Here is a 20,979-nt window from a genome sequence, read left to right as displayed (position 1 = left end):
GGCTTATTTTCCTGTTGAGTCGGAAGTGGCTACGGCTGTGGCTGACGTAGTAGCCGCGGCAGGTTTAGCTGCTGGCTTGTTAGATGCATCTACTTTCTGGCCGTCTTTGAGCGTGGTACTTGGATTGCGCAATAAAATATCGCCATCACTTAAACCGCTTTTCACGACATAGTCACCACGTCGCAGGTCTCGTGCACCCAGAGCGATAATTGTTTTGTGGATGGCGTTATCTTTGACTGTCCAAGCGGTGGTTTTGTCGCCATTGCGTACTATCGACATTTCAGGAATCATCAACGTCGCAATGCTGCCAGCCTCAATTTGTCCTTCGGCATACAGGCCGGACACTTGTGGCTGTGCGCTATCGCTAAAACTGACCAGTACTTCAACCTGACGTGTGACCGGATTGGCTTCAGGATTAACGCGCTTGACGGTGCCGTTAAAATTTTGCCCGTTATAGCCATTGATTCTAAAATTAACCGCTTGGCCTATCTTTACCTGACTAACCGTGTCGGCAGAAACCAGGCCTTCAAAGCGCATGCTGGTTGGGTCGATGACCTTGACTAACTCTTTACCGATTTGCGCAGTATCGCCGTTGGAGACTTTGCGTTCGCTAATAATGCCGTCAAACGGGGCACGAATTTCGGTCCGCTGCAATTGTTGGCGGGCTTGTACCGTGCGCGTGTTGGCGGCGGATAAATCGCTTTGACCGGTGTTGCGGCGAATTTCTGCATCTTCTACCTGTTGGGCAGATGCCATGCCTGAACCACGTAGCGTTTTAAGGCGCTCATATTGGCGCTGCGCCTGTTCCAGTGACTGGGTCGCTGCGCGCTCTGATTCTTGTGCAGAATTTAAACTGTCGCGTATTGATGTGTCATCTAAGCGCACTAACAAATCACCTTTTTTAACCTTCTCGCCGTTTTCTTTTAATACTTGCAACACGACCGAAGAAATTTCGGCACGTAAATCGGCCTTTCTCTCAGGCTGTACTGAGCCGGTAATGGAGGGGCCGGAAGCGAAGGCATTGGTGTGGATAGTCGTCAAATCTTCTGGGGCGATTAATAGAATGTCAGCGACAGTCGCTTTATCCGACTTGGAGGAAGCATTGTTGCATCCACTCAGGCAGGCGAATGCGGCGATAGCTAAAGTGGTCGATACAAACAACGTAGATCTAGAGTAAGGCAACATGGTTTTCTCCAAGCTTTGTGAGGGACTTCCGCAAAACTGCCCCAGCGGCGTTGCACCTCCTTGCCGTACTATTCGTACTGTCGGCGTCGGCGCATCTTGCTGGAACAATTTTGCGGAAGTCCTATTAGTTAATTTAGTTGCCGAGAGTATATATAAATAATATCTCACGGCAATTAAATAATGTAAAAAGTATAAAAATTAAGTGTTGACGCGTTGTCGAATTTTGGGACTATTCGCAGTATAGTTAATTCAAATTTTTCATTGAACGGTATGCGACAAACTGAGGAATTTGTAGGATGAGTTGTTTAATTGAGCGATGAATGGGGAAATTGACCTGCAGCGTAAATGTGCATAAATAGAAACTTGTCGAAACAACTCGTTGCATAAAATCTGCTAATATTTTCAGGTTGACTATCAACACTTCAGAGAGGTATTTAAAATGAATAAATTATTATTGGTTGTAGCCGCTATTTTTATCAGTTGCACAGCATTTGCTGGCGAAGTAACGGTTAAATGGCAAGAGCCTGAAAAATACACGGATATTCAATCAGGCGATCAAGATAAAGGTAAATTTGAAGCTGACCTGTTTAAGAATTTTGATAGCATATTTGCCGAATTAGCTCGAAAATTACCCGACAATACAGTCTGGCAAATCACCGTTACTGACTTGGATTTAGCTGGCGAAGTGAGGCCGAGTATGCGTGGCTCCGGCGTTGAAATGCGAGTGGTTAAGCCAATTTATCGGCCAGCAATTATGTTTGAGTACAAATTATTGGATGCACAAAATAAGGTGCTTAAAGAAGCCAAGGTTGACCTGAAAGATCTCGGTTTTATGTCAAGACCAGCCTCTATCATTGGGCGGGATCGTAAGCTTTATCCGTATGAAGAATATATGATTCGACAATGGTTTGAACAGCAACAAATGCAAAAAATATTACCTGGTAAGTAAGCTGTTAATTTAGCTAGTCGGTGGGTGCTCAACACAGTGCCCACCATTTTTATGTGATGGTCTTGTCATAATTTCCGCCTTAATTTCCCCCAAAAGTTCCTAAACGCGTAACGTTTACCTATAATGCAGGCCTTATTTAGCTTATTAAGCTTAAGTTTCTTCTTTAAAGGCTGGTCGGTATTGTTATGCATCACACGATTTTTGATACTCCCGTTGTAAATACTGTAATGCGTTGGATTTCTGTACTGATGCTGCGTTTGCTTGGATGGCGGGTCGATGGGAAGGCACCGGATGAAGCCAAATATGTACTGATCGCTGCGCCACATACCAGCAATTGGGATTTCCCTTTTACCTTAATGGTGTGCTTTGCGCTGCGTTTGCGGGTCTATTGGATGGGCAAGTCCAGCTTATTTCCACCAGTAATGGGTTCCGTGATGCGCTGGTTGGGTGGGATTCCGGTTGACCGGGAAAAATCCGGTAATTTAGTGCAAGGCACAATTGATGCCTTTAATCGCACCGAACGACTCACCGTGATTGTGCCGCCAGAAGGTACGCGCGATAAAGTCAGCCATTGGAAGACCGGTTTTTATTACATTGCACTCGGTGCCAAGGTGCCGATTTTGCTGGGCTTTATGGATTTTAAAGATAAAGTTGGCGGCGTTGCACACCTGTTTCATCCGAGCGGCGATATCGAACACGATATGCAAGAAATCAAACAATTTTATCGCGGCTTTACCGGTAAAAATCCTCAGCAATTTGACGATGAAACGATACAAATTAAAGCCGGTAGCAAGGACCGTGAATCGTAATACTTTCATCGCAGCTCTATTGCTCAAGCGCATCAAGTGTAAAATGCGGAACTATTTTCCCGATATGTTGAGTGTATTCAAATGAATCAATTTTATGAGGCACCGTTTGGTGCTGGCCATGACCATGTTTTTCTAGGTGAAGGCCATGATAGCAACGGGCGCAAAACCTGGGCGGTGATTGCACTTTGCAGTGTGATGATGATTGCTGAAATTGTTGGCGGTAGCCTGTTCGGTTCGCTGGCATTGGTGGCAGACGGCCTGCACATGTCTACTCATGCTGGGGCAATGCTGATTGCGGCACTAGCGTATTCCTATGCACGCAAGCATGTAAATAACCCGCGCTTTGTATTCGGTACCGGCAAAATGGGCGACCTGGCGGGCTTCACCAGCGCGATTATTCTGGCGATGATTGCGCTGCTGATCGGCTATGAAGCGATTTCCCGTTTTATGTCGCCTGTGGCGATCAGTTTTACCGAAGCGATCCCGATTGCCGTACTCGGTTTGGCTGTCAACATTGTCAGCGCCTGGTTGTTAAGTGGCGGTGATCATGGTCATCATCACGGGCACAGCCATCATGGTCACGATCATCACGATCATCACGATCACCATGAACACGACCACCACGATCATCAACATAATGAAGTCGATGCGCGTGACCATAATATGCGTGCCGCGTATGTGCATGTGATTGCCGATGCGGCAGTGTCGGTGCTGGCGATTATCGGCTTGCTGTTAGCACGTTCATTTGGCTGGCTGTGGATGGATCCATTGGCCGGTATTATCGGCGCGCTGGTAATTTTTAGCTGGTCATATACCTTAATCAAAGACACCGGCGCGATTTTGTTGGACGTGAATACTAATGACGCCATGGGTAATAAAGTAAAAGCGGTGGTGAAAGAAGCGGGCGATCAATTGGTTGATCTGCATATCTGGCGTTTAGGCCCGGGACATTTCGGTGCCGTGGTGTCGGTGCTGACTAATCAGGCAAAACGTGAGCCGGCTTATTACCATGCGCTGTTAAAGCAGCACAAAGGTTTGTCGCATATCACCGTTGAAGTGCAACGTACTATCACTGCTAGCTGATTGTTGCTAATAACAATAACGTCATCCTCGCGCAGGTGGAGATCCAGTGGTGGAGCTGGGAATACAGACAATTCATCGTCTGCCAGTGGAATGGTTCGTGCCTGCACTATTTGTTGGTGCCCCAAGATTCCCGCCTACGCGGGAATGACGTTAATGGCGAGCCTGAATTTATGTGCAAAGGCGTTTTAGTTTTTGTCAAAAATTCATCCAAACTTGAATTTCCACAATGAACTCTTTATACTCGCGCGGCGCTCGACACAATTGAGCGCGCCGGTATTTTTAGCAACAACCCGCTAAAAACAACCTACTTTCTTACTTTATTTTTTAGTTTTCAAGCAACTTTTAACCCCCACAACACAGCGATTTGCCACGCCACTTCTTATCTGAACTGGTTAAATCACCTCGCACGGAGCCAATAACATGACTGCATTTGTATTTAACGAACCCAATTTTGACGATCACGAACAAGTCGTGTTCGTATCTGAGCCTAAATCAGGCTTAAAAGCAATTATCGCCGTACATAACACCAATTTAGGCCCTGCCATGGGTGGCTGCCGGATGTGGAGTTACATGAACGAAGCTGCGGCGATCAACGATGTGCTGCGCCTGTCGCGCGGTATGACATACAAAAATGCAGTCGCAGGCTTGCCAATTGGCGGCGGTAAAAGCGTCATTATCGGTAATCCAAAAACAGACAAAACCCCAGCTTTATTTGAAGCCTTAGGCGAAGCCTTAGAGCGTTTGGGCGGCCGTTATGTTACTGCGGAAGATATTGGAACCAGCCCGGCCGACATGGCTAACGTGTCGAATAAAACTAAATTTGTAGCTGGCTTGGGCGACAGTGGCGATCCTTCTCCATTTACCGCTTTAGGTTGTTTTGTTGGTGCGCAAGCCGCCGTTAAATTCCATTTAAAACGTGACAACATGGAAGGTTTAGTCGTTGCCGTGCAAGGCTTGGGCCATGTTGGTTATGACTATGCACGCCGTTTGCACGCAGCCGGTGCCAAGTTGATTGTTGCTGATATTGATACTGCCGCAGTAGAACGCGCTCGTGCTGAATTTGGCGCGGAAGTGGTATCTGTTGATGCAATCTACGACGTAGCCGCCGACATTTACGCGCCATGCGCTTTGGGTGCAACATTAAACCCATTGACCTTGTCACGCATTAAAGCCAGCATCGTGGCCGGTGCTGCTAACAACCAGTTGGCGACTGCCGATGTGGGCGACATGATGCGTCAAAAAGGTATGTTGTATGTGCCTGATTTCGTGATTAATGCGGGCGGTATCATCAAAGTTTGCTACGAATATTTGAATAAGCCGGAAGCGGATGTGGAAGCGCATGTACGTGAAATCGGCGCAACCTTAACTGAAGTGTTTGAACGCGCAGCGCACGAAGGTTTGTCTACTAGTGTAGTCGCTGACCGTGTGGCTGAAGCACGGTTTAAACGTTAATCTAAGAGTTAATGTAATACTGAAAAACGCCTGAATTCACATCGAATTCGGGCGTTTTTTTTGTTTGGGATTTATAGGCAATAAAGTTTCTATTCTTTGATTTTTAATTTAATGTTATTTAGGAATGGCGGCAGTGTGTAGATAAGGAGCTGTTCAAGATGTTTGAATGACTGGCGCTTCCTGTCTAAAAAAGTCTTTCATAACTATTTCTAATTTTTTATGTTTCAGTTCACTTTATTTTGGAGTATTAAAATATGAAAACAATGAACCCCAAAGTTGATGGTTATTTTAGTAAAGCAAAAACGTGGCAGGAAGAGTTAGAGAAGTTGAGAATGATCGTTCTTGACTGTCCGCTGAACGAGGAATTGAAATGGGGCGTTCCTTGTTACTCTTTTCAGGAAAGTAACGTCGTCTTAATTCATGTATTTAAAGAATACTGCGCAGTGTTATTTTTTAAAGGCGCCTTGTTAAAAGATCCCAATGGCATTCTGATCCAACAAACAGAAAATACGCAGGCGGGACGCCAGATTCGCTTCACCAATGTGCAAGAAATAGTTAAGATGAAAACCATCTTGAAAGCCTATATTCATGAAGCCATTGAAGTGGAAAAAGCCGGTTTGAAAGTGAGTTTTAAAAAGACCGATGAATTCATTCTGACTGAAGAATTTCAACATAAATTAGATCAAATCCCTGCCTTGAAAACTGCTTTTGAAGCATTGACGCCAGGGCGGCAAAGAGCCTACCTTCTTCATTTTTCCGCACCCAAACAATCTAAAACACGGGAGTCAAGGATTGAAAAATCCATGCCGCAAATTCTGAATGGAAAAGGCTTGAATGATCAGTAATTGAACTGATCAGTGCGCGCACAATGAGGTTCGCGAATCCATAATGCGCGGCTTTTGCCAATATCAACGTCCGTTAGGTTGATTCATCAGTGCTGCTAATTATGCGCGGCTGCCCCACCAAGATAGGCCGCCACCACTTTAGGATCTGTCTTCAGACTGGCCGCCGGGCCATGTACTGAGATGCTGCCGTTTTCCAGTACATAGCCATAATCGGCCACGTTCAGTGCCGCTGCTGCGAACTGCTCCACCAGCAACATCGTCACGCCTTCCGATTTAAGTCTGGTGATGATACGAAATACTTCTTCGACCAAGATGGGCGCCAGTCCCATGGAAGGCTCATCGAGCAAGATAACATCGGGGTTGAGCATGACAGCGCGAGCCATGGCGAGCATTTGCTGTTCGCCGCCGGACAGGGTGCCGGCCAGCTGGCTGCGGCGCTCTTTCAGGCGCGGAAACAGTTCAAGCGCCTTCTCCAGATCAAGTTTGATATCGCCTTTCGGGCGTGCTCCCACGTAACGGGGAAAAGCACCCAGTAGTAAATTGTCCGTCACCGTCATTGATGCAAATACGCGCCGTCCTTCAGGCGAATGGGCCAGGCCCGCGCGCGCAATTCGGTGCGCGTCAAAGCCTGTAATGTCCTGATCATTCAGACGCACGCTGCCGCTGCTGGGCTTGAGCATGCCGGAGATGGCGCGCATGGTGGTGGTTTTGCCAGCGCCGTTCGAGCCGATTAGCGTGACCAGCCGGCCCTTGGGAATATCGAGCGAGATACCGTGCAAAACTTCGACCTTGCCGTAGCCGGCATACAAATTGGAAATGGTGAGCATATTTCTTCTTGAGTTTGTCCTGATTAATGTGCGGTCGAAGGGGTCACTGCATCGCTGAGTCCGCCCAGATAAGCTTCAATCACCTTCGGATCACCCTGCACAACGGCAGGCGCTCCTTCTGCAATCTTCTGACCAAAGTCGAGCACGGTGACGACATCGGATAACGTCATGACCACGTCCATATGATGTTCAATCAATATGATGGTAATGCCATACTCGCGGATTTTGCGGATGATCGCGATCAGGTCGCGGATGTCGGGAGCTGTCAGGCCTGCCGCTGGTTCATCGAGCAGTAGCAAGCGCGGGCTCAGCCCCAGCGCGCGTCCGATTTCCAGCAGCCGCTGCTTGCCGTAAGGGAGGTTGCGCGCCTCCTCACTAGCCAGATCAGCCAGACCGACGAACTCGAGAATACTGGCCGCACGCGCACGCGCAGCGCGCTCTTCGCGCCGGTAGCGCGGCGTTTGCAGCATGATGTCGAGGATGTTCGACTTGAAGGTATGGTGTAAACCAACTAGCACGTTTTCAGTCGCCGTCATTTCGCCAAACAGCTCAACGTTTTGAAAGGTGCGCGCTACGCCGCCCAACGCAATCTCGGACGTTGTGCGCCCTGAAATCATCGCACCGGCAAATTCGACCTTGCCTGACGTTGGTCGGTAAATGCCAGTCAAGATATTCATCATGGTGCTCTTGCCTGAGCCATTGGGGCCGATCAGACCATGTACTGAGCCTTGCAATACGTTCAGGCTGACTTGGTTTAACGCCTTGAGCCCGCCAAACGCCATAAGTACTTGGTCAACGCGCAGTAGCGTGTCGCCATTGGTGCCGCCTTGAGCGCGTGCGAATGATGCCGCCGTGGCACTCGCTGTCGCCAACGGTTCTTGCGTGGCTCTTTTGCCGATCAGGCCATGCAGGAATCCCACGATTCCATCTTGCAGGTAATAGACAACAAACAAGGTCATCAACCCGAAAATGGTCAAACGCCAATCGATGATGTTTTCCAGATGGTATGAAAAACCAGCCATGCCGATGGTCGCGACCAGCGGTACGATCACACCGCGCACAGTGCTGCGCTTCTTGATTAGCATGTAAGCACCCCCCGCCACACCGAGCACCGCTGCTGTGACGGCAATCTGACGGAACAGGTCGATGTCAGCCAGCAGACTTGGCAGCATGACGACGATCAGCGCTCCCAGCAGGGCGCCCGAGCGCGTCTTGCGCCCGCCCATGATCACGGCCAGCAAGAACAAGATGGTCAGTTCAAAGTTGTAAGTATTGGGTGAAATATATTCTTCCGAATACGCATACAGGCTGCCGGCCAAGCCAGCGAAACCGGCACTAATCACAAAGGCATAGACCTTATAGCGGTACACCGACACGCCCATGCAATCGGAGGCAATTGGGCTGTCGCGCAATGCTTCAAAAGCGCGCCCAAGATTAGACTTGAGTATGCGGTGAACCACCACTAGCGAAAGCAGCATCAATGCGGCAACCAGATAGTAATAACCAACTTCGCCCAGCTTGACGCCGAAAATGACCGGCTTGGCGATCTTGATACCCATCGGCCCGTTGGTTAAGAAGTCCATTTCATTGATTAAAATTTCGATGATGGTACCAAAGGCCAGCGTCACCATCGCCAGATAAGGGCCCGTTACGCGCAGCGCCGGTAACGCAAGAATGGCACCGAACAGCGCAGCAGCGGCGATACTGGCCGGTATTCCGATCCAAAATGGAGCGGCCAGTTTGAATACCAGTACACCAGTGGCATAAGAACCTATGCCAAACAGACCGGCATGACCGAGCGAAACCTGACCGGTATAACCGACCACGATATCGAGTCCGAACAGCAAAATGGCATAAATGAGAATGGTTTCAGCCAGATGGATGTAATAGGGATTGGGTATCAGTGTCGGGAACAGCGCTAAGGCTGCCACGCCCAGCACACTGAGGGCCAGCATTTTTTTGTTCATTGATTAGACTTTCTTGATGGCAGCTTTGCCGAACAGGCCGGATGGCTTGATCGCCAGTACCAGCAATAGCAACAGCAGACCCGGTACTTCTTTGTAACCGGTAGAAATGTAATAGCCGGTCGTGGTTTCAGCTATACCTAATATCAGGCCGCCCACGATGGCACCGACGCCGGAAGTCAGGCCGCCGATAATAGCCACGGCAAACGCCTTCAGTCCCAGCGACGCGCCCATGGTGGCGCCGGTCAGCGTCAGCGGTGCTACCAGTACACCAGCAAAAGCGGCCGTGGCCGACGACAGTGCATAGGAGAAGGTGATAACCATGCGGGTGTTAATACCCATCAGTGCGGCGGCATCGCGGTCATTGGCAGTTGCCACCACGGCCTTACCGTAGATCGATTTGCGGTTGAAAACCTCCACTGCCGCCATGATCGCCAGCGCGCCGATGACTACAGCGATTTGCATAGGCTGCACATTGGCCCCCAGTACGGTAATAGGTGCCGAGCTCAACGGCGACGGGAAAGTCAGGTCGTCCTTGCCCCAGATATTCTCCGCCACGTTCTTGAAGATGATCGCTAACGCGATAGTCGACATGATCCAGCCAAATTCAGATTTGATTTTAATCGCGGGACGCACCCCGATCCACTCGACCAACATGCCTTGCAGGGCGCCGAATACCATCACCACCGGTATCATCAGCACATAGCTCAGATAAGGGCCGCCATGAATGGTGCCAACCAGACTAAGCCCGACTAGCGCACCGAGCATCAGCGCTTCGCCCTGTCCAAAATTAAGCGTGCCTGACGTGGCAAAGGTCAGCTGGTAACCAAACGCAATGACGGCATAGATCATACCGAGTGCAACGCCGCTCAGTACAAGCTGCAAGAAAATATCCATGATTTAAACCCCAGTGCAATGCAAGCTGACTTAGCAGCTCATCGCCTTACTGTAAAGAAAAGGCCAGACTTAATTCATTCAGTCTGGCCGGTAGCAAGCTCAGCTTAGCTTATTTTGCCAGCACGACTCTGCCATCCCTGACTTCGCCAAACACCGTCAAGTCTGCATTGATCGCTTCGTGATTATCCTTGCTGAAGGGTTTGGAATAAGTGGTGACGACACCGTCGATTTTATCGTTCAGGTTTTCCAGCGCAGCGCGTACTTTAGGCCCGTCGGTCGTGCCCGCCTGTTTCATCGCGGCCACTAGCAGGTAGATCGAATCGTAACCTTGAGCTGCTGACACCGGTGATGGCATACGCCCGTTGGGTGGGTGATACGTTTTGACGTAGGCATCAATGAATGCCTTGCGCTTAGGCGTCGTACCATCTTCGATGAAAGTCTGCGGCATGCGGGTGCCATCGCCGTTTTTGCCGGCATTGTCGATGAAGTTGGCCATTGACAGTGTCCAGCTACCGATCAGCGGCACTTTCCAGCCCAGCTTTTCCATACCGTTGGCAATTTGCGCCAATTCGGGACCAATACCGTAAGTCAGTACCACTTCGGCGCCAGCCTGTTTGGCTTTGAGTAACTGGGCCGTCATGTCGACGTCTTTCAAATTGTATTTTTCAACAGCAACCGCTTTCAAGCCTTTTTTGTCGAGGGCTTTTTCCAGATCTTCACGGCCCAGTTGACCGTAGTTGGTCGAGTCGGCAAGTATCGCGACTTTCTTGAACTTGCGACGATCAACGGCTTCTTGCACGATCATGGCCGACTGTATTGTGTCGCTGGCGGCATTGCGGAAAATATAGTTCTCCGGCTGATCAGGAAACTGTTTGGTGACGATAGAACCGGTCGCCACATTGTCCATGACCGGGATCTTTGCTTCTTGATAGAAGCGCTGCGCAGCCAGCGCCACACCAGTGTTGATAAAGCCGACGGTGGCGACGACTTTTTCCTTGTTAATCATTTCTTGCGCGATTTGCACGCCGCGCTCATTCTTCGCTTCGTCATCACGCTCGACCAATTGCAACTGGCGTCCCAACACTCCGCCTTTGGCATTAATCTCTGCCACAGCAAGCTTGACACCGTCACGCATCGACATGCCCATCGGTGCCGAACCGCCGGTAAACGGACCAGCAACACCAATTTTGATCGGATCGGCAGCCATGCTCGCTGCGGAAAAACCGAGTGCCATGCTGACCACGAGTAGCTTTAACGTCGTATTCATTTTTCTACCTCATCATTACTGTAATTGTTATGGTTTTACATTTAGAGTTTTGCAAGACGCCCGTTCTTACGGGGGCAGTTAGCTGATCCTAAATTATGCTTTTTATCTGATATTAACTATATGTGATTTTTATTGAAGGACACAAAAAATTAACTCTGTCGTTACTCTTATTACAATGGATTTAATTGAAAATTTTGAGTACAAGACATGGTCAGATCTATTTAATAATATTCCGGCTAAAACGAGTGGATTGTATTATTTTTTGAAACATAAAACACTCCTTCGATAAGCAATTATTTCGTTTGCTCCCTTTACCTACTGCTGTTTCGGGCGACTTTTACAAGACTGACCGTCGCATGATTTATATTGATGACCAACAAGAGGCGGCAATATAGATTGAGCAAATTGAGATATCCGGTAGCACCCGATTTTTCCGTATCCAGCAAAGGCCTAAACTTCGCTCAGTGCAATAATTGCTAAATTGCAACAATTTTAGCATGGCCGCGCGAAATATGTGATCTATTTTTGATAATTATTTTCTTGTTAAAAATGGTTTAGATAGCTGACCTTAACGCATCCAGCATTGCCAGCCACATAGTTCTGGTGCGCAGGTGAACGCGAACCAGATGTTTTGACTTTTAAATCTAGATAGCCTTCCTTTATCTGGGAATCAGATGTCGGAATGTCGGCTCGATATTTTTTGAATGCAGGAAGTTGACGATGTCCTCGAGCGTTGCATCCCTCAGAAGCAAATTATCTGAAGTCGCAACATGCGCCGACGGCGGAATTTTCTCTATATTGTCCATTTTGTCCATAGCCGCTGCACCATGCAATTGTTGAAGCGCTTTCAGAGCAGACAGGAATTGGACCTCGCTGATGCTGTGCAATCCCGTCAGAAATGCGAGCTGCCCGGCAATCGGTGGCGCCATCTCCAGCCCCGACTCATCGGCGAAGGAAGCGCCCATGCCAGGATGGATAAACGCGGCCCACTTGCCGGTGCTCTGATGCAAACAAGGTGGCAACTCGACTGGAGCACTAACTGCACCAAGCTCCATGTCCGGGAAGTACGCCTTACTGAGTAGCTCCAGAAATTTTTGCGCCTGCGCCACTGGAACAGGTACCTCGAATGACAGCCAAAGTCCGTAGCCGTTTGCGCCGGAAATACTCACCGCTGGCGCCGGGAAGCCGAACTCAGACTGCAAGGCGTTTGCTACCGTACACAACCGGCTCCAATGCTGCGCGTCATCACTATCACCAACTTTGTCGAAGGTGATGACTACTGCACCGGTCAATCCATCTTCTGTCGCCAGGTTGATGGCAAGTGTTTTGTGACCCAACAAATGTTGCGCCAGCGCTTCCGCCGACAAGCTGCTAGTCGGAAGGTACAGTCTCGTCAATTCTGAAACTAATTCTGAAACCAATCCTGAAACTAAGTTTTGCATCTGCTGCCTCGAATGCAGGCCGGGTCGGCCTGCTGTTTGTAGAATAAACCGACCTGTCCCGACATTTTTAGAGAAGAAAAATAGGCGCTGGATCGAGAAAAATTGTTAAAGTTTATGCGAATTAAGAAGCATTAGTAAGTCATCTGTTTTGCCCGTTTCACCCAGTTTCGGGAAGACCTTTTCGATGCTATGGCGATGCATGTCAGGATCTAGATCCGTCATCGCATCGGCCACAAATACCACGTTGTAACCCAGATCGTATGCACTGCGCGCCGTCGCTTCCACGCCGCTACTGGTCGATATGCCCGTCAGGATGATTTGGGTTACGCCGCGCTGCCGTAAATAAGCATCTAAATCCGTGCCAAGAAACGCACCTATGCGATTCTTGGTAACGAGATGATCGTTGGGTTGCTGCTCCAGTTCGGGAACAAGCACTGTCCAATTGTCTGGAAACACAAATTTTGGAGGCCCGGAATCGGTGCGTCCTGGCGCTCTGCCTGCTACGTTGACTAAAACTACCGGAAGCGCTCGCGCACGAAAAGCACGCGCCAGTTGGGATGAACGTTGAACTATTTCACTGCTGGGATGCGCGGTCGGTAAACCGACTATGCCTTTTTGCAAGTCGATTACGATCAAGGCGCAGGTGTCATCGAGTTTTGTGATGGTCATGGCTATTTCTTTTAGTTGGGAGTGTGCATCGAAATGGGAAGGCGACTTGCCGACACCAGCGCAAGCAAATGCAGGGCGATCACCAGTACAAAGGCAGTCATGAACGAGTGTGGTCCTGAGGCCGGATAGATGGAAGCCGCTAACGACATGACAATGGCTAAGACCGTCGTTGCGACCGGTCCGCCCAATCGCTGGGCGATATTGAGTGCCGTGTTCGCAACAGCCAACTTGTCACGCGAAACGGACGCATACGCCGCCGACACGGACGGAATATTGATCATGCCATGGCCGGCGCCGGCAACGAACAGGCTTACGACCGTCAGCGTGGATGAAAATTCGTACTGAATCATCCACACAAAAGGAAGCATACCCAGCAGAGCCAACAGAGCGCCGCCTGTCGACACTGCACGACAGCCAAATCTTCCTGTCAACCAGCCCATCAACGGAAATGAGCACATCATCCCGAGCCCCATCGCCGCAATCATTGAACCTGCTTTGCTTGGGGACAGAGCGCAGCCCGTGATCAGATAAAGAGGGATAAGAAACTGCCGGGCGTAAAACATGCCGTTGGATAAAAATTGGGTCATGGCTGCCGTCGAAAAAATACGGTTATGAAAGAGTTCAAGATCAATCAGTGCAGCACTTCCTTTGCGCTTCGCATGCCAGATAAACGCCATCGTCAACACGGAACCTAGCAGCAAAATTAACTTGCCATCCGAATCCGATGCATGCTGGAGCCCATACAGCAGGCAAGCAAGTCCCGGAGAAATCAGCAGAAAACCCAGGAGATCGAAAGGACGCTTCTGGATTGAGGTTTCGTCGGACGGAAGCAAAAGACTCGCCAATAGCAGCCCCAATACCCCAATCGGCAAATTGATGTAAAAAAGCCAGGGCCAGGACGTATATTTCAAAATCGCCCCTGCCAAGACCGGGCCAATAATAGGTGCAATCATAATCGGCACAACCAGATAGCCCAGCACACGTGCCATATGCTTGCCGGCCACTCGTGCAATCATCATTTGCGTCATCGGTGCGAGTAAGCCGCCAGCGATACCTTGAATCAATCGGGCACCAATCAGCTCCTCCATGGTTCGCGCTGATCCGCACAACAGCGAAGCTAATGTGAATACCGAAAAGCATCCCAAATAAAGCCGCTTCGCCCCTATGCGATCCACCAGCCAACCACTGAGCGGCAGCATCAACGCCAACGCCAGCAAGTAACCGCCGATGATCCATTGTGCCGTCGCGATCGATGAATGCAGTTCCATGCGGATGGCCGACAACGACACATTGACGACCGTCGAATCCATCTGCGTCATGAAGGGCCCTACGATAACAACTGCGGCCACTTTCCACACTTGCGGGTTGATACCTTCGGACGCATTAAGGCTTGTCGTATTGCTCATCATTTTTCCACCAAGCGTCTGATGATATCGCTTGCCTGATACAGCGTTTCCCGTTCTGTTTCATCAAGTTGGGCGATGGCTTGCGTTAGCCATGTACGCTTCGCATCGCCGGTGCTTTTCCGCAAGGCCAGGCCATTATCAGACAACTCTATAAGCATTTGGCGGCCGTCGGTTGGATGCGCCTTGCGCACGATCAAGTCCATTTCTTCAAGTGCTGCGACGGTGGTTCCCATCGATTGCGGCTTCATTCCTTCCGCGCGCGCCAAATCGGCAATGGTTGCAGGCCCTTCTTTTTCCAGCCGAGCCATAACAACGGACTCGGTCATTGATAGTCCCTGCGTAGCGGCTACTGCGCGCAGACGGCGCACCAACAGCCCAACAGCTTGGGTAAAGTCGATTGCAGCGGTTTCAATGTTTTTTTGCGACATGATTCATGGAGTTTCCGTAAATTGCGAGTTCATATAATATATAAAGGCAGTTTAACTTGCAAGTTAACCTTTCAACTTTGATGCTTGTTTCAGGAAATAGTTGAGATGGAAAGCCTCTTGAAAGCCTATATTCATAAAGCTATTGAAGTGGAAAGAGCAGGTTTGAAAGGGAGTTTTAAAAACCGGCTGGCGGTTTAATGCTGTTCAGATAAGCGAATAAACTGTGTAACGCCATCCTCGCGCAGGCGGGGATGACGTTAGTGAAGGAATAGCTTTTTAACGTGTAGAGCTTAACCGCGAGCCTAATGTGTGTTTTCTTAATAATGCAAATTTCTAAGAAATAAGGCTGTCAATTTCATTAAGCAATTCTGCGCAAATCAGAGCGGCATCTGCAAACTTTAATAGCTCAATACATTCGCCAATTTTTTTATATTCAACAGGAAATATCGCCCCGCATGACCTGTGCAATTGGTCGTATTTTTGTTCAGCGTCGAAATCCGATGATTGCAACTGCACCTGAAGACGCCCAAGCTCTTCGCGCAACGTCAATAAATCGACTTGATCATAAACGCTCGTAGTAACCTCTACATCCACAGCGGCGATCAAATGGCGTTTTGCGTTTTCGAGGGCACTGTCAGCAACAAGCCAAAATGAGTCAAGCTCTTTCAGTGGTCCGGTATTTGACGGATCATTAAGATAATTTTCCTCAGACTCTGCGATGGCAGAAAGTCTATTTGCACCAACTGTCGCGGCAAGCCCCTTAATCGTGTGGAACATCCTTCTAATATCGTCTCGACGTTGATTCTTTTTCAGCGCTTCATAGTGTAATTTTGAATCTGAAACTTCGCGAATAAAGCCCTTGAGTGCGGCTTGGTAAGTCTTACTATTGCCTCCAAGCCGGATCAATGCCGAGTCCGCATTAAAATCTTGCAAGTACAAAGACTCATGCTCTTCAAGTTCTTCATTCGGCAAAATAAGCATCGTGGCGTCATGCTTGATATGTTTGAGAATCACCGATATCAATTGCGACAAGTCGAATGGCTTGCCGACATGGTCAGTCATACCCGCCGCAAAAGCGGCATCGCGATCAGAGGACATGGCGTTGGCGGTAATGGCGATAATTGGTAATGTGGTCTCGCCTAACTCGGTTCGAATGATTTTGGTTGCAGTGTAGCCATCCATATTGGGCATCTGCACGTCCATCAACACCACGTCAAACCGCGGTTCGGCAAACCGTAACGCATCTATCCCAGCCTGGCCGTCATCGACAACGACCACCAGTGCACCATCGTTAGAGAGAAGCTCCCGCGCCACCTGCTGATTGGTCGCATTATCTTCAACAACCAAGATGCGCACGCCAGCCAGGCGTTGTTGCTGAATAGGTTGGCGCAACTCTACCGGGACGACTTGCCCGTTGTTTGCCCGACTATCTGCAACGGCGTCATACAGCATTGACGCGGTTACCGGTTTTACAAGGAAGCCATCGAGAAGTGATGGCATCTGTGTTTTACGTTGTGCAATCAACTCGCGGCTATGCGCCGTGACCATGACAATAATCGTAGCGCTGAGGCCGGAGAGTTTTTCTCTGATGTGCTTACTAGTCTCCCAGCCATCCATACCCGGCATGCGCCAATCGACAAAAATGACATCGTAAGGATTTTTCTTATTTCGCTTCTCAACCATGTCAATTGCGGTTAGCCCACTATCTGCCGTGTCAACTTCCCAACGGAATGAGCGCAACATTTCTGCGAGAATTTGTCGCGCAGACGAATTGTCTTCAACAACCAGACAATGGAGAGTTTTAGTATCAACGACCAATCGTTTTTCGCTTGGTACATCCACTTGTTCAGAACGCTTGCAACACATTGTGAAATGAAAAGTGCTGCCGACATTTACCGTGCTGTTTACTTCTAATGTGCCACCCATTAATCGTACCAGCCGTTGACAGATTGCCAGCCCCAGGCCGGACCCGCCAAAGCGTCTGGCGGTTGATGCTTCAGCTTGCGAAAAACCCTCAAATATTCGCTCGCACTGTTCCGGTGAAATTCCGATCCCGGTATCACGCACGGAAAAATCGATAGTGAGACCTGACTCATCGCTTGTCACTAACTTGACCGACAACACAATTTCGCCATGCTCGGTAAATTTAATCGCGTTTCCGGCCAGGTTAATCAGTATTTGCTGCAAGCGTAGATCGTCACTAATTATCCATTTTGGAATGGTTGGGTCGACTTCGAATAATACCTCTACGTCTTTATTGCCCACATTCGCGGAAAGTATCACGGCGACATCGCGCAGCAATTTATCAATACTGAAGGGATGTGGATCCAATTCCATCTTGCCAGCTTCTACTTTGGAAAAATCCAGAATATCGTTCAAGATACCCAGCAACGCCTTGGCAGCAGATTCAGTTTTGGACACATAGTCGACTTGGCGGCGATCTAATTCGGTCTGCTGCAAAAGTTGTAGCATGCCGAGAATGGCATTCATCGGTGTTCGAATTTCATGACTCATATTGGCAAGGAATTCTGATTTTGCGCGATTTGCAATATCAGCCGAATCCTTTGCCTGCCGCAGGCTCGATTCGAGCAGCAGTTGGTCGGTGATGTCCATATTGATCCCGGTCACCCGCAACGCTTTTCCTGAATCGTCGCGCTCAATATAGGCGGCGGCTTTGAGATAGCGCACTTCGCCGTCCAGATGAACGACGCGAAAAATCGGATCATAGATACCGTGGCCTTCAACAGCGTCGTTTAAACATTTTACGGTTGCTTCAACATCCTCCTGGTGAACACGCGAGCGCCAATGTTCATAGTTCAAACCATTTCTGTTGAGAGATTTTGGTTGATCATAGAGCTCAAACATCAGGTCATTCCATAGCAGGGAATCGTCAGAGAGTTGCCAGCCCCAAATACCCAGTCCGGCAACCTTGGCGGCCATTAACAACTGATCGCGGACTGCTGTTAGTGCTTCCGAGGCTGTGCGTCTTTCCGTAATATCTTGAATAGCGCCAAACAACTTAATTGGATCTCCGTTTTTATTCAATTCAACTTCACCAACGGAACGGGTCCATCGATGTTTTCCCTTTGCCGTGATAATGGGAAGTTCAATATCCCAAGGCTGATGTGTTTTGAGCGCTTTATCCAATATGGACTGAATGACATGCTGTGATTCTTTTGTGTAAAACTGAATTGATTTCTCCACCGTTGGTTCATAACCGTCCGGAACTTCGTGGATAAGCGCAGTTTGTCTGGACCAGTTTATTTTTTTTCCAATCAGATCAACCGACCAGGCGCCAGCGCCTGCAATCTGTCCGGTTCTCTCTAAATCATTAGTGCGAATTTTCAACCTGCTATTCAGTTCTTCTAAATTTAATTGTGCTACTTTTAGCTCGGTAACATCGCTTACCAGAACGATCAGGCCGCGTACTGCGCCGTTGTCGATGTCAGGGATATAGTGTGCCCAGGTGTACAGCAGACTTCCGTCTGGTTTAGTCATCGTCCGCTCAAATAGTTGTACTTGCCCCGCGAAAGCCGCATTAATGTGGTGTTCATTTTTAGCATAGAGCGTTTCGCCTAGCAGCGTACGCAAATGAATTCCTCGCATCTCTTCGCTGGTTTTGCCAAACCATTCGTAATACACTCGATTGGAGAAACGACAGCACAGATCGCGATCCCAATAGGCCACCAAGCCAGGGATATTGTCGGCCAAGGTATTGAGAAAGCGGTATTGCGCCTGCAGGGCATTTTCCGCGATTTGTCGTTCTGTCAGATCAGATACGATACCTAGATAGCCAATAATATTTCCGTTGTCGTCCCTTAGTGCTGTCGCTGAAAGTTGCACCGACAACCGGCTGCCATCTTTGCGCACATAGGTCCACTCATGTTCATTCGGTAAACCGCGAATTGATTTGGCGACGAATACGTTAAAACCTGGTTTAATCTCTTCACCAAGTTCTTCCGAAAAAGCGTTGGCTCGTTCGATAACTTCGGCCATGTCATGAAAAATCTCTGGATTTTTTTTGCCGACTATTTCATCTGCCGTGTACCCCAACATCCGCTCTGCGGATGGGTTAAATACGGTGATCAGGCCGTTAGTATCCGTGGCAATCATGGCGTAGCTAGCGTTATTTAGAATAGCGTGCTGCAAGGCAGAATAGCTGCGGATTTTGGCGGTACGCTCAACTACCTGAATTTCAAGCGTTCGATTGAGTTCCCGGATACTTTCTTCGTCCTTCTTTTTTTGACTTATATCCCGTACCGTTTTGGCTGCGCCGATCACTTTTCCTGACAAAGAGCGTATGGGCGATACCGTGACGGAAACATCTAATAGTGTGCCGTCCTTACGGTGCCGAATGCTGTCAAAATCGGTAATTCGTTCTCCGTTACTCAATTTTCTCAGAATTAATACCTCCTCGCCGCGACGGTCATCAGGCACAATCAAATCGACCAGACGTTTATGGACAGCCTCTTTTGACGAATAACCAAACATTTCTTCGGCACCAGTATTCCAGCTGGTCACAACACCTTCCAGGGTTTTACCGATAATTGCATCATGCGAACTTTCCACAATGGCCGCCATTTCTGATTGCTTCTTGTCAAGATGCCGTTTTTGCCACCAGTAAAAATACATTGCGCCTGACGCGAGCAGACTGGCTCCTAAAATGACAAACAAGGAATTCAATTGCGCATTCATCACCGCTTGCGCTATCGTTTTATCCGGCAAGGTAACTGCCAGTGTGAGAAAACGATTCGGGTCATTTTCATCCAATGGAATTTGGGTTTGTACTACATGTGTGGTACTGCCGTCGGACGTGAGAAACGATTGCGGGCCAGATGGGTGTTGTTGATCACTCGAATCAAAATGAAAATCATTTTGCCAGCGCCACTGATTTCCGTAGTCAAATCCGAACGTGTGTTGTTGATCTGGGTTGACCAGGTAGTCTCCACTGCTATTGGTCAGGTAAATTTTGAAATTAGCAGTAGAGCTGCTTTCCAGTTCAGCAAAATCAGACTGCACATTACGATTCAGAATGACGATACCGAAAATTTCACCATTCTCTGCAAAGACCGGTGTTGCAGCGCGAAGTGTTCGCACGACGGGTTCGTCAATTTTCCCTCGCTCACGATTGAGATCAATGTCGGAAAGGTAACTTTGATTCAGCTTCAACTTCGACGCGGATATAAAGAAATAGCGGTCCCCCTTGGCTTGCAATTGATCCTGAGTCACTACAAAAATTTTGCCTTGTTTGCGTTCGATCCGCACCAGCTCCATACCGTCGTTGGCGACGCCGATGAAGCGAAGCTTCGTTAATTCAGGATTCGCTTTGATAAACTCTAAAAATATGGTTTGCAAACGCTTTTGCCAAAGGCTCAGGGGCGTATTTTCTTGAATATCCACTCCGCCATGACCGATCGAACGGATCATGCCCTGCACGGGAGGAACCTTTGATAGAAATTGTACGTCATGCCGTAATTGGTTGATATGCTCGGTGAGCCTTGCTTTTCTGATCTCAGATGAGGCGAGCATTCGTGACTTCATGGCGTTTATTGTCCGCTCTCGCTCAACTTGCCCGACAATGAAAAGTGTTGTGCTGATCAATGCGATGAAGATCAGCAATGTGCAGATTACAATCGGGCGTCCCAGTTCGCGTAAAGAATTTTTCATATGTTGGAACAAGCTCTATGCTTCGTTAAAAGAAAATGCTACTGATTTTTACGGATAACGGATAAAGTGATTTGAGCGCCAGAAGGTGT

At 48.8% G+C, this 20,979-nt stretch carries 15 protein-coding genes; 5 read left to right on the top strand and 10 right to left on the bottom strand.

Annotated elements, in window-relative coordinates; genetic code table 11:
- Positions 1 to 3 precede the first annotated feature (3 nt).
- Positions 4 to 1,185: an efflux RND transporter periplasmic adaptor subunit gene (locus tag S2091_RS00700; RefSeq protein ID WP_105529857.1), complete on the bottom strand. Its 1,182-nt coding sequence runs from the start codon at positions 1,183 to 1,185 to the stop codon at positions 4 to 6.
- 439 nt (positions 1,186 to 1,624) lie between these two features.
- On the opposite strand from S2091_RS00700, the gene S2091_RS00695 reads away from it, so the two are divergent.
- The 5 genes from S2091_RS00695 to S2091_RS00675 all read left to right on the top strand — a co-directional run bounded on the left by S2091_RS00695 (position 1,625) and on the right by S2091_RS00675 (position 6,323).
- Complete coding sequence (locus tag S2091_RS00695) at positions 1,625 to 2,134, top strand: DUF3016 domain-containing protein (protein ID WP_105529856.1); 510 nt, start codon at positions 1,625 to 1,627, stop codon at positions 2,132 to 2,134.
- A gap of 185 nt (positions 2,135 to 2,319) precedes the next feature.
- Positions 2,320 to 2,943 (top strand): lysophospholipid acyltransferase family protein, encoded by a 624-nt coding sequence (locus tag S2091_RS00690; protein ID WP_105529855.1) that lies wholly within the window; start codon positions 2,320 to 2,322, stop codon positions 2,941 to 2,943.
- Between the two features lie 81 nt (positions 2,944 to 3,024).
- Complete coding sequence (gene dmeF / locus S2091_RS00685) at positions 3,025 to 4,026, top strand: CDF family Co(II)/Ni(II) efflux transporter DmeF (RefSeq protein ID WP_105529854.1); 1,002 nt, start codon at positions 3,025 to 3,027, stop codon at positions 4,024 to 4,026.
- 420 nt (positions 4,027 to 4,446) lie between these two features.
- Complete coding sequence (locus tag S2091_RS00680; protein ID WP_105529853.1) at positions 4,447 to 5,478, top strand: Glu/Leu/Phe/Val family dehydrogenase; 1,032 nt, start codon at positions 4,447 to 4,449, stop codon at positions 5,476 to 5,478.
- A gap of 254 nt (positions 5,479 to 5,732) precedes the next feature.
- On the top strand, positions 5,733 to 6,323 hold the full coding sequence (locus tag S2091_RS00675) for a YdeI/OmpD-associated family protein (protein WP_243405256.1): 591 nt from the start codon (positions 5,733 to 5,735) through the stop codon (positions 6,321 to 6,323).
- A 95-nt stretch (positions 6,324 to 6,418) separates the two neighbouring features.
- On the opposite strand, the gene S2091_RS00670 is transcribed toward S2091_RS00675, so the two are convergent.
- From S2091_RS00670 to S2091_RS00630, 9 genes are all read right to left on the bottom strand, one after another.
- The gene (locus S2091_RS00670) at positions 6,419 to 7,150 is read right to left on the bottom strand and encodes an ABC transporter ATP-binding protein (protein ID WP_105529852.1); all 732 of its coding nucleotides are present in this window, start codon (positions 7,148 to 7,150) and stop codon (positions 6,419 to 6,421) included.
- A gap of 23 nt (positions 7,151 to 7,173) precedes the next feature.
- Complete coding sequence (locus S2091_RS00665) at positions 7,174 to 9,117, bottom strand: branched-chain amino acid ABC transporter ATP-binding protein/permease (RefSeq protein WP_105529851.1); 1,944 nt, start codon at positions 9,115 to 9,117, stop codon at positions 7,174 to 7,176.
- 3 nt (positions 9,118 to 9,120) lie between these two features.
- A complete protein-coding gene (locus S2091_RS00660; RefSeq protein ID WP_105529850.1) occupies positions 9,121 to 10,011 on the bottom strand; it encodes a branched-chain amino acid ABC transporter permease in 891 nt (296 codons plus the stop codon).
- Positions 10,012 to 10,120: 109 nt separating this feature from the next.
- Positions 10,121 to 11,278 (bottom strand): ABC transporter substrate-binding protein, encoded by a 1,158-nt coding sequence (locus S2091_RS00655; protein WP_105529849.1) that lies wholly within the window; start codon positions 11,276 to 11,278, stop codon positions 10,121 to 10,123.
- Between the two features lie 659 nt (positions 11,279 to 11,937).
- Positions 11,938 to 12,675, bottom strand: coding sequence for a TOTE conflict system archaeo-eukaryotic primase domain-containing protein (locus tag S2091_RS00650; RefSeq protein ID WP_243405255.1), 738 nt, complete (start codon positions 12,673 to 12,675; stop codon positions 11,938 to 11,940).
- Between the two features lie 150 nt (positions 12,676 to 12,825).
- Positions 12,826 to 13,389 (bottom strand): isochorismatase family protein, encoded by a 564-nt coding sequence (locus S2091_RS00645; protein ID WP_105529848.1) that lies wholly within the window; start codon positions 13,387 to 13,389, stop codon positions 12,826 to 12,828.
- 11 nt (positions 13,390 to 13,400) lie between these two features.
- The gene (locus S2091_RS00640; RefSeq protein WP_105529847.1) at positions 13,401 to 14,798 is read right to left on the bottom strand and encodes a DHA2 family efflux MFS transporter permease subunit; all 1,398 of its coding nucleotides are present in this window, start codon (positions 14,796 to 14,798) and stop codon (positions 13,401 to 13,403) included.
- Positions 14,795 to 15,223 carry a MarR family winged helix-turn-helix transcriptional regulator gene (locus S2091_RS00635; RefSeq protein WP_105529846.1) on the bottom strand — a complete coding sequence of 143 codons (429 nt, stop codon included), beginning with the start codon at positions 15,221 to 15,223 and terminating at the stop codon, positions 14,795 to 14,797. Before S2091_RS00635 ends, S2091_RS00640 begins: the two co-directional genes overlap by 4 nt.
- 333 nt (positions 15,224 to 15,556) lie before the next feature.
- A complete protein-coding gene (locus tag S2091_RS00630; RefSeq protein WP_105529845.1) occupies positions 15,557 to 20,890 on the bottom strand; it encodes a PAS domain S-box protein in 5,334 nt (1,777 codons plus the stop codon).
- Positions 20,891 to 20,979 lie beyond the last annotated feature (89 nt).

Origin of the sequence: Solimicrobium silvestre (assembly GCF_002976435.1) — a bacterium.
GTDB classification, from domain to species: Bacteria; Pseudomonadota; Gammaproteobacteria; order Burkholderiales; family Burkholderiaceae_D; genus Solimicrobium; species Solimicrobium silvestre.
Note: the sequence above shows the minus strand (reverse complement) of the source record. Positions and strands in the feature narration are given on the sequence as shown.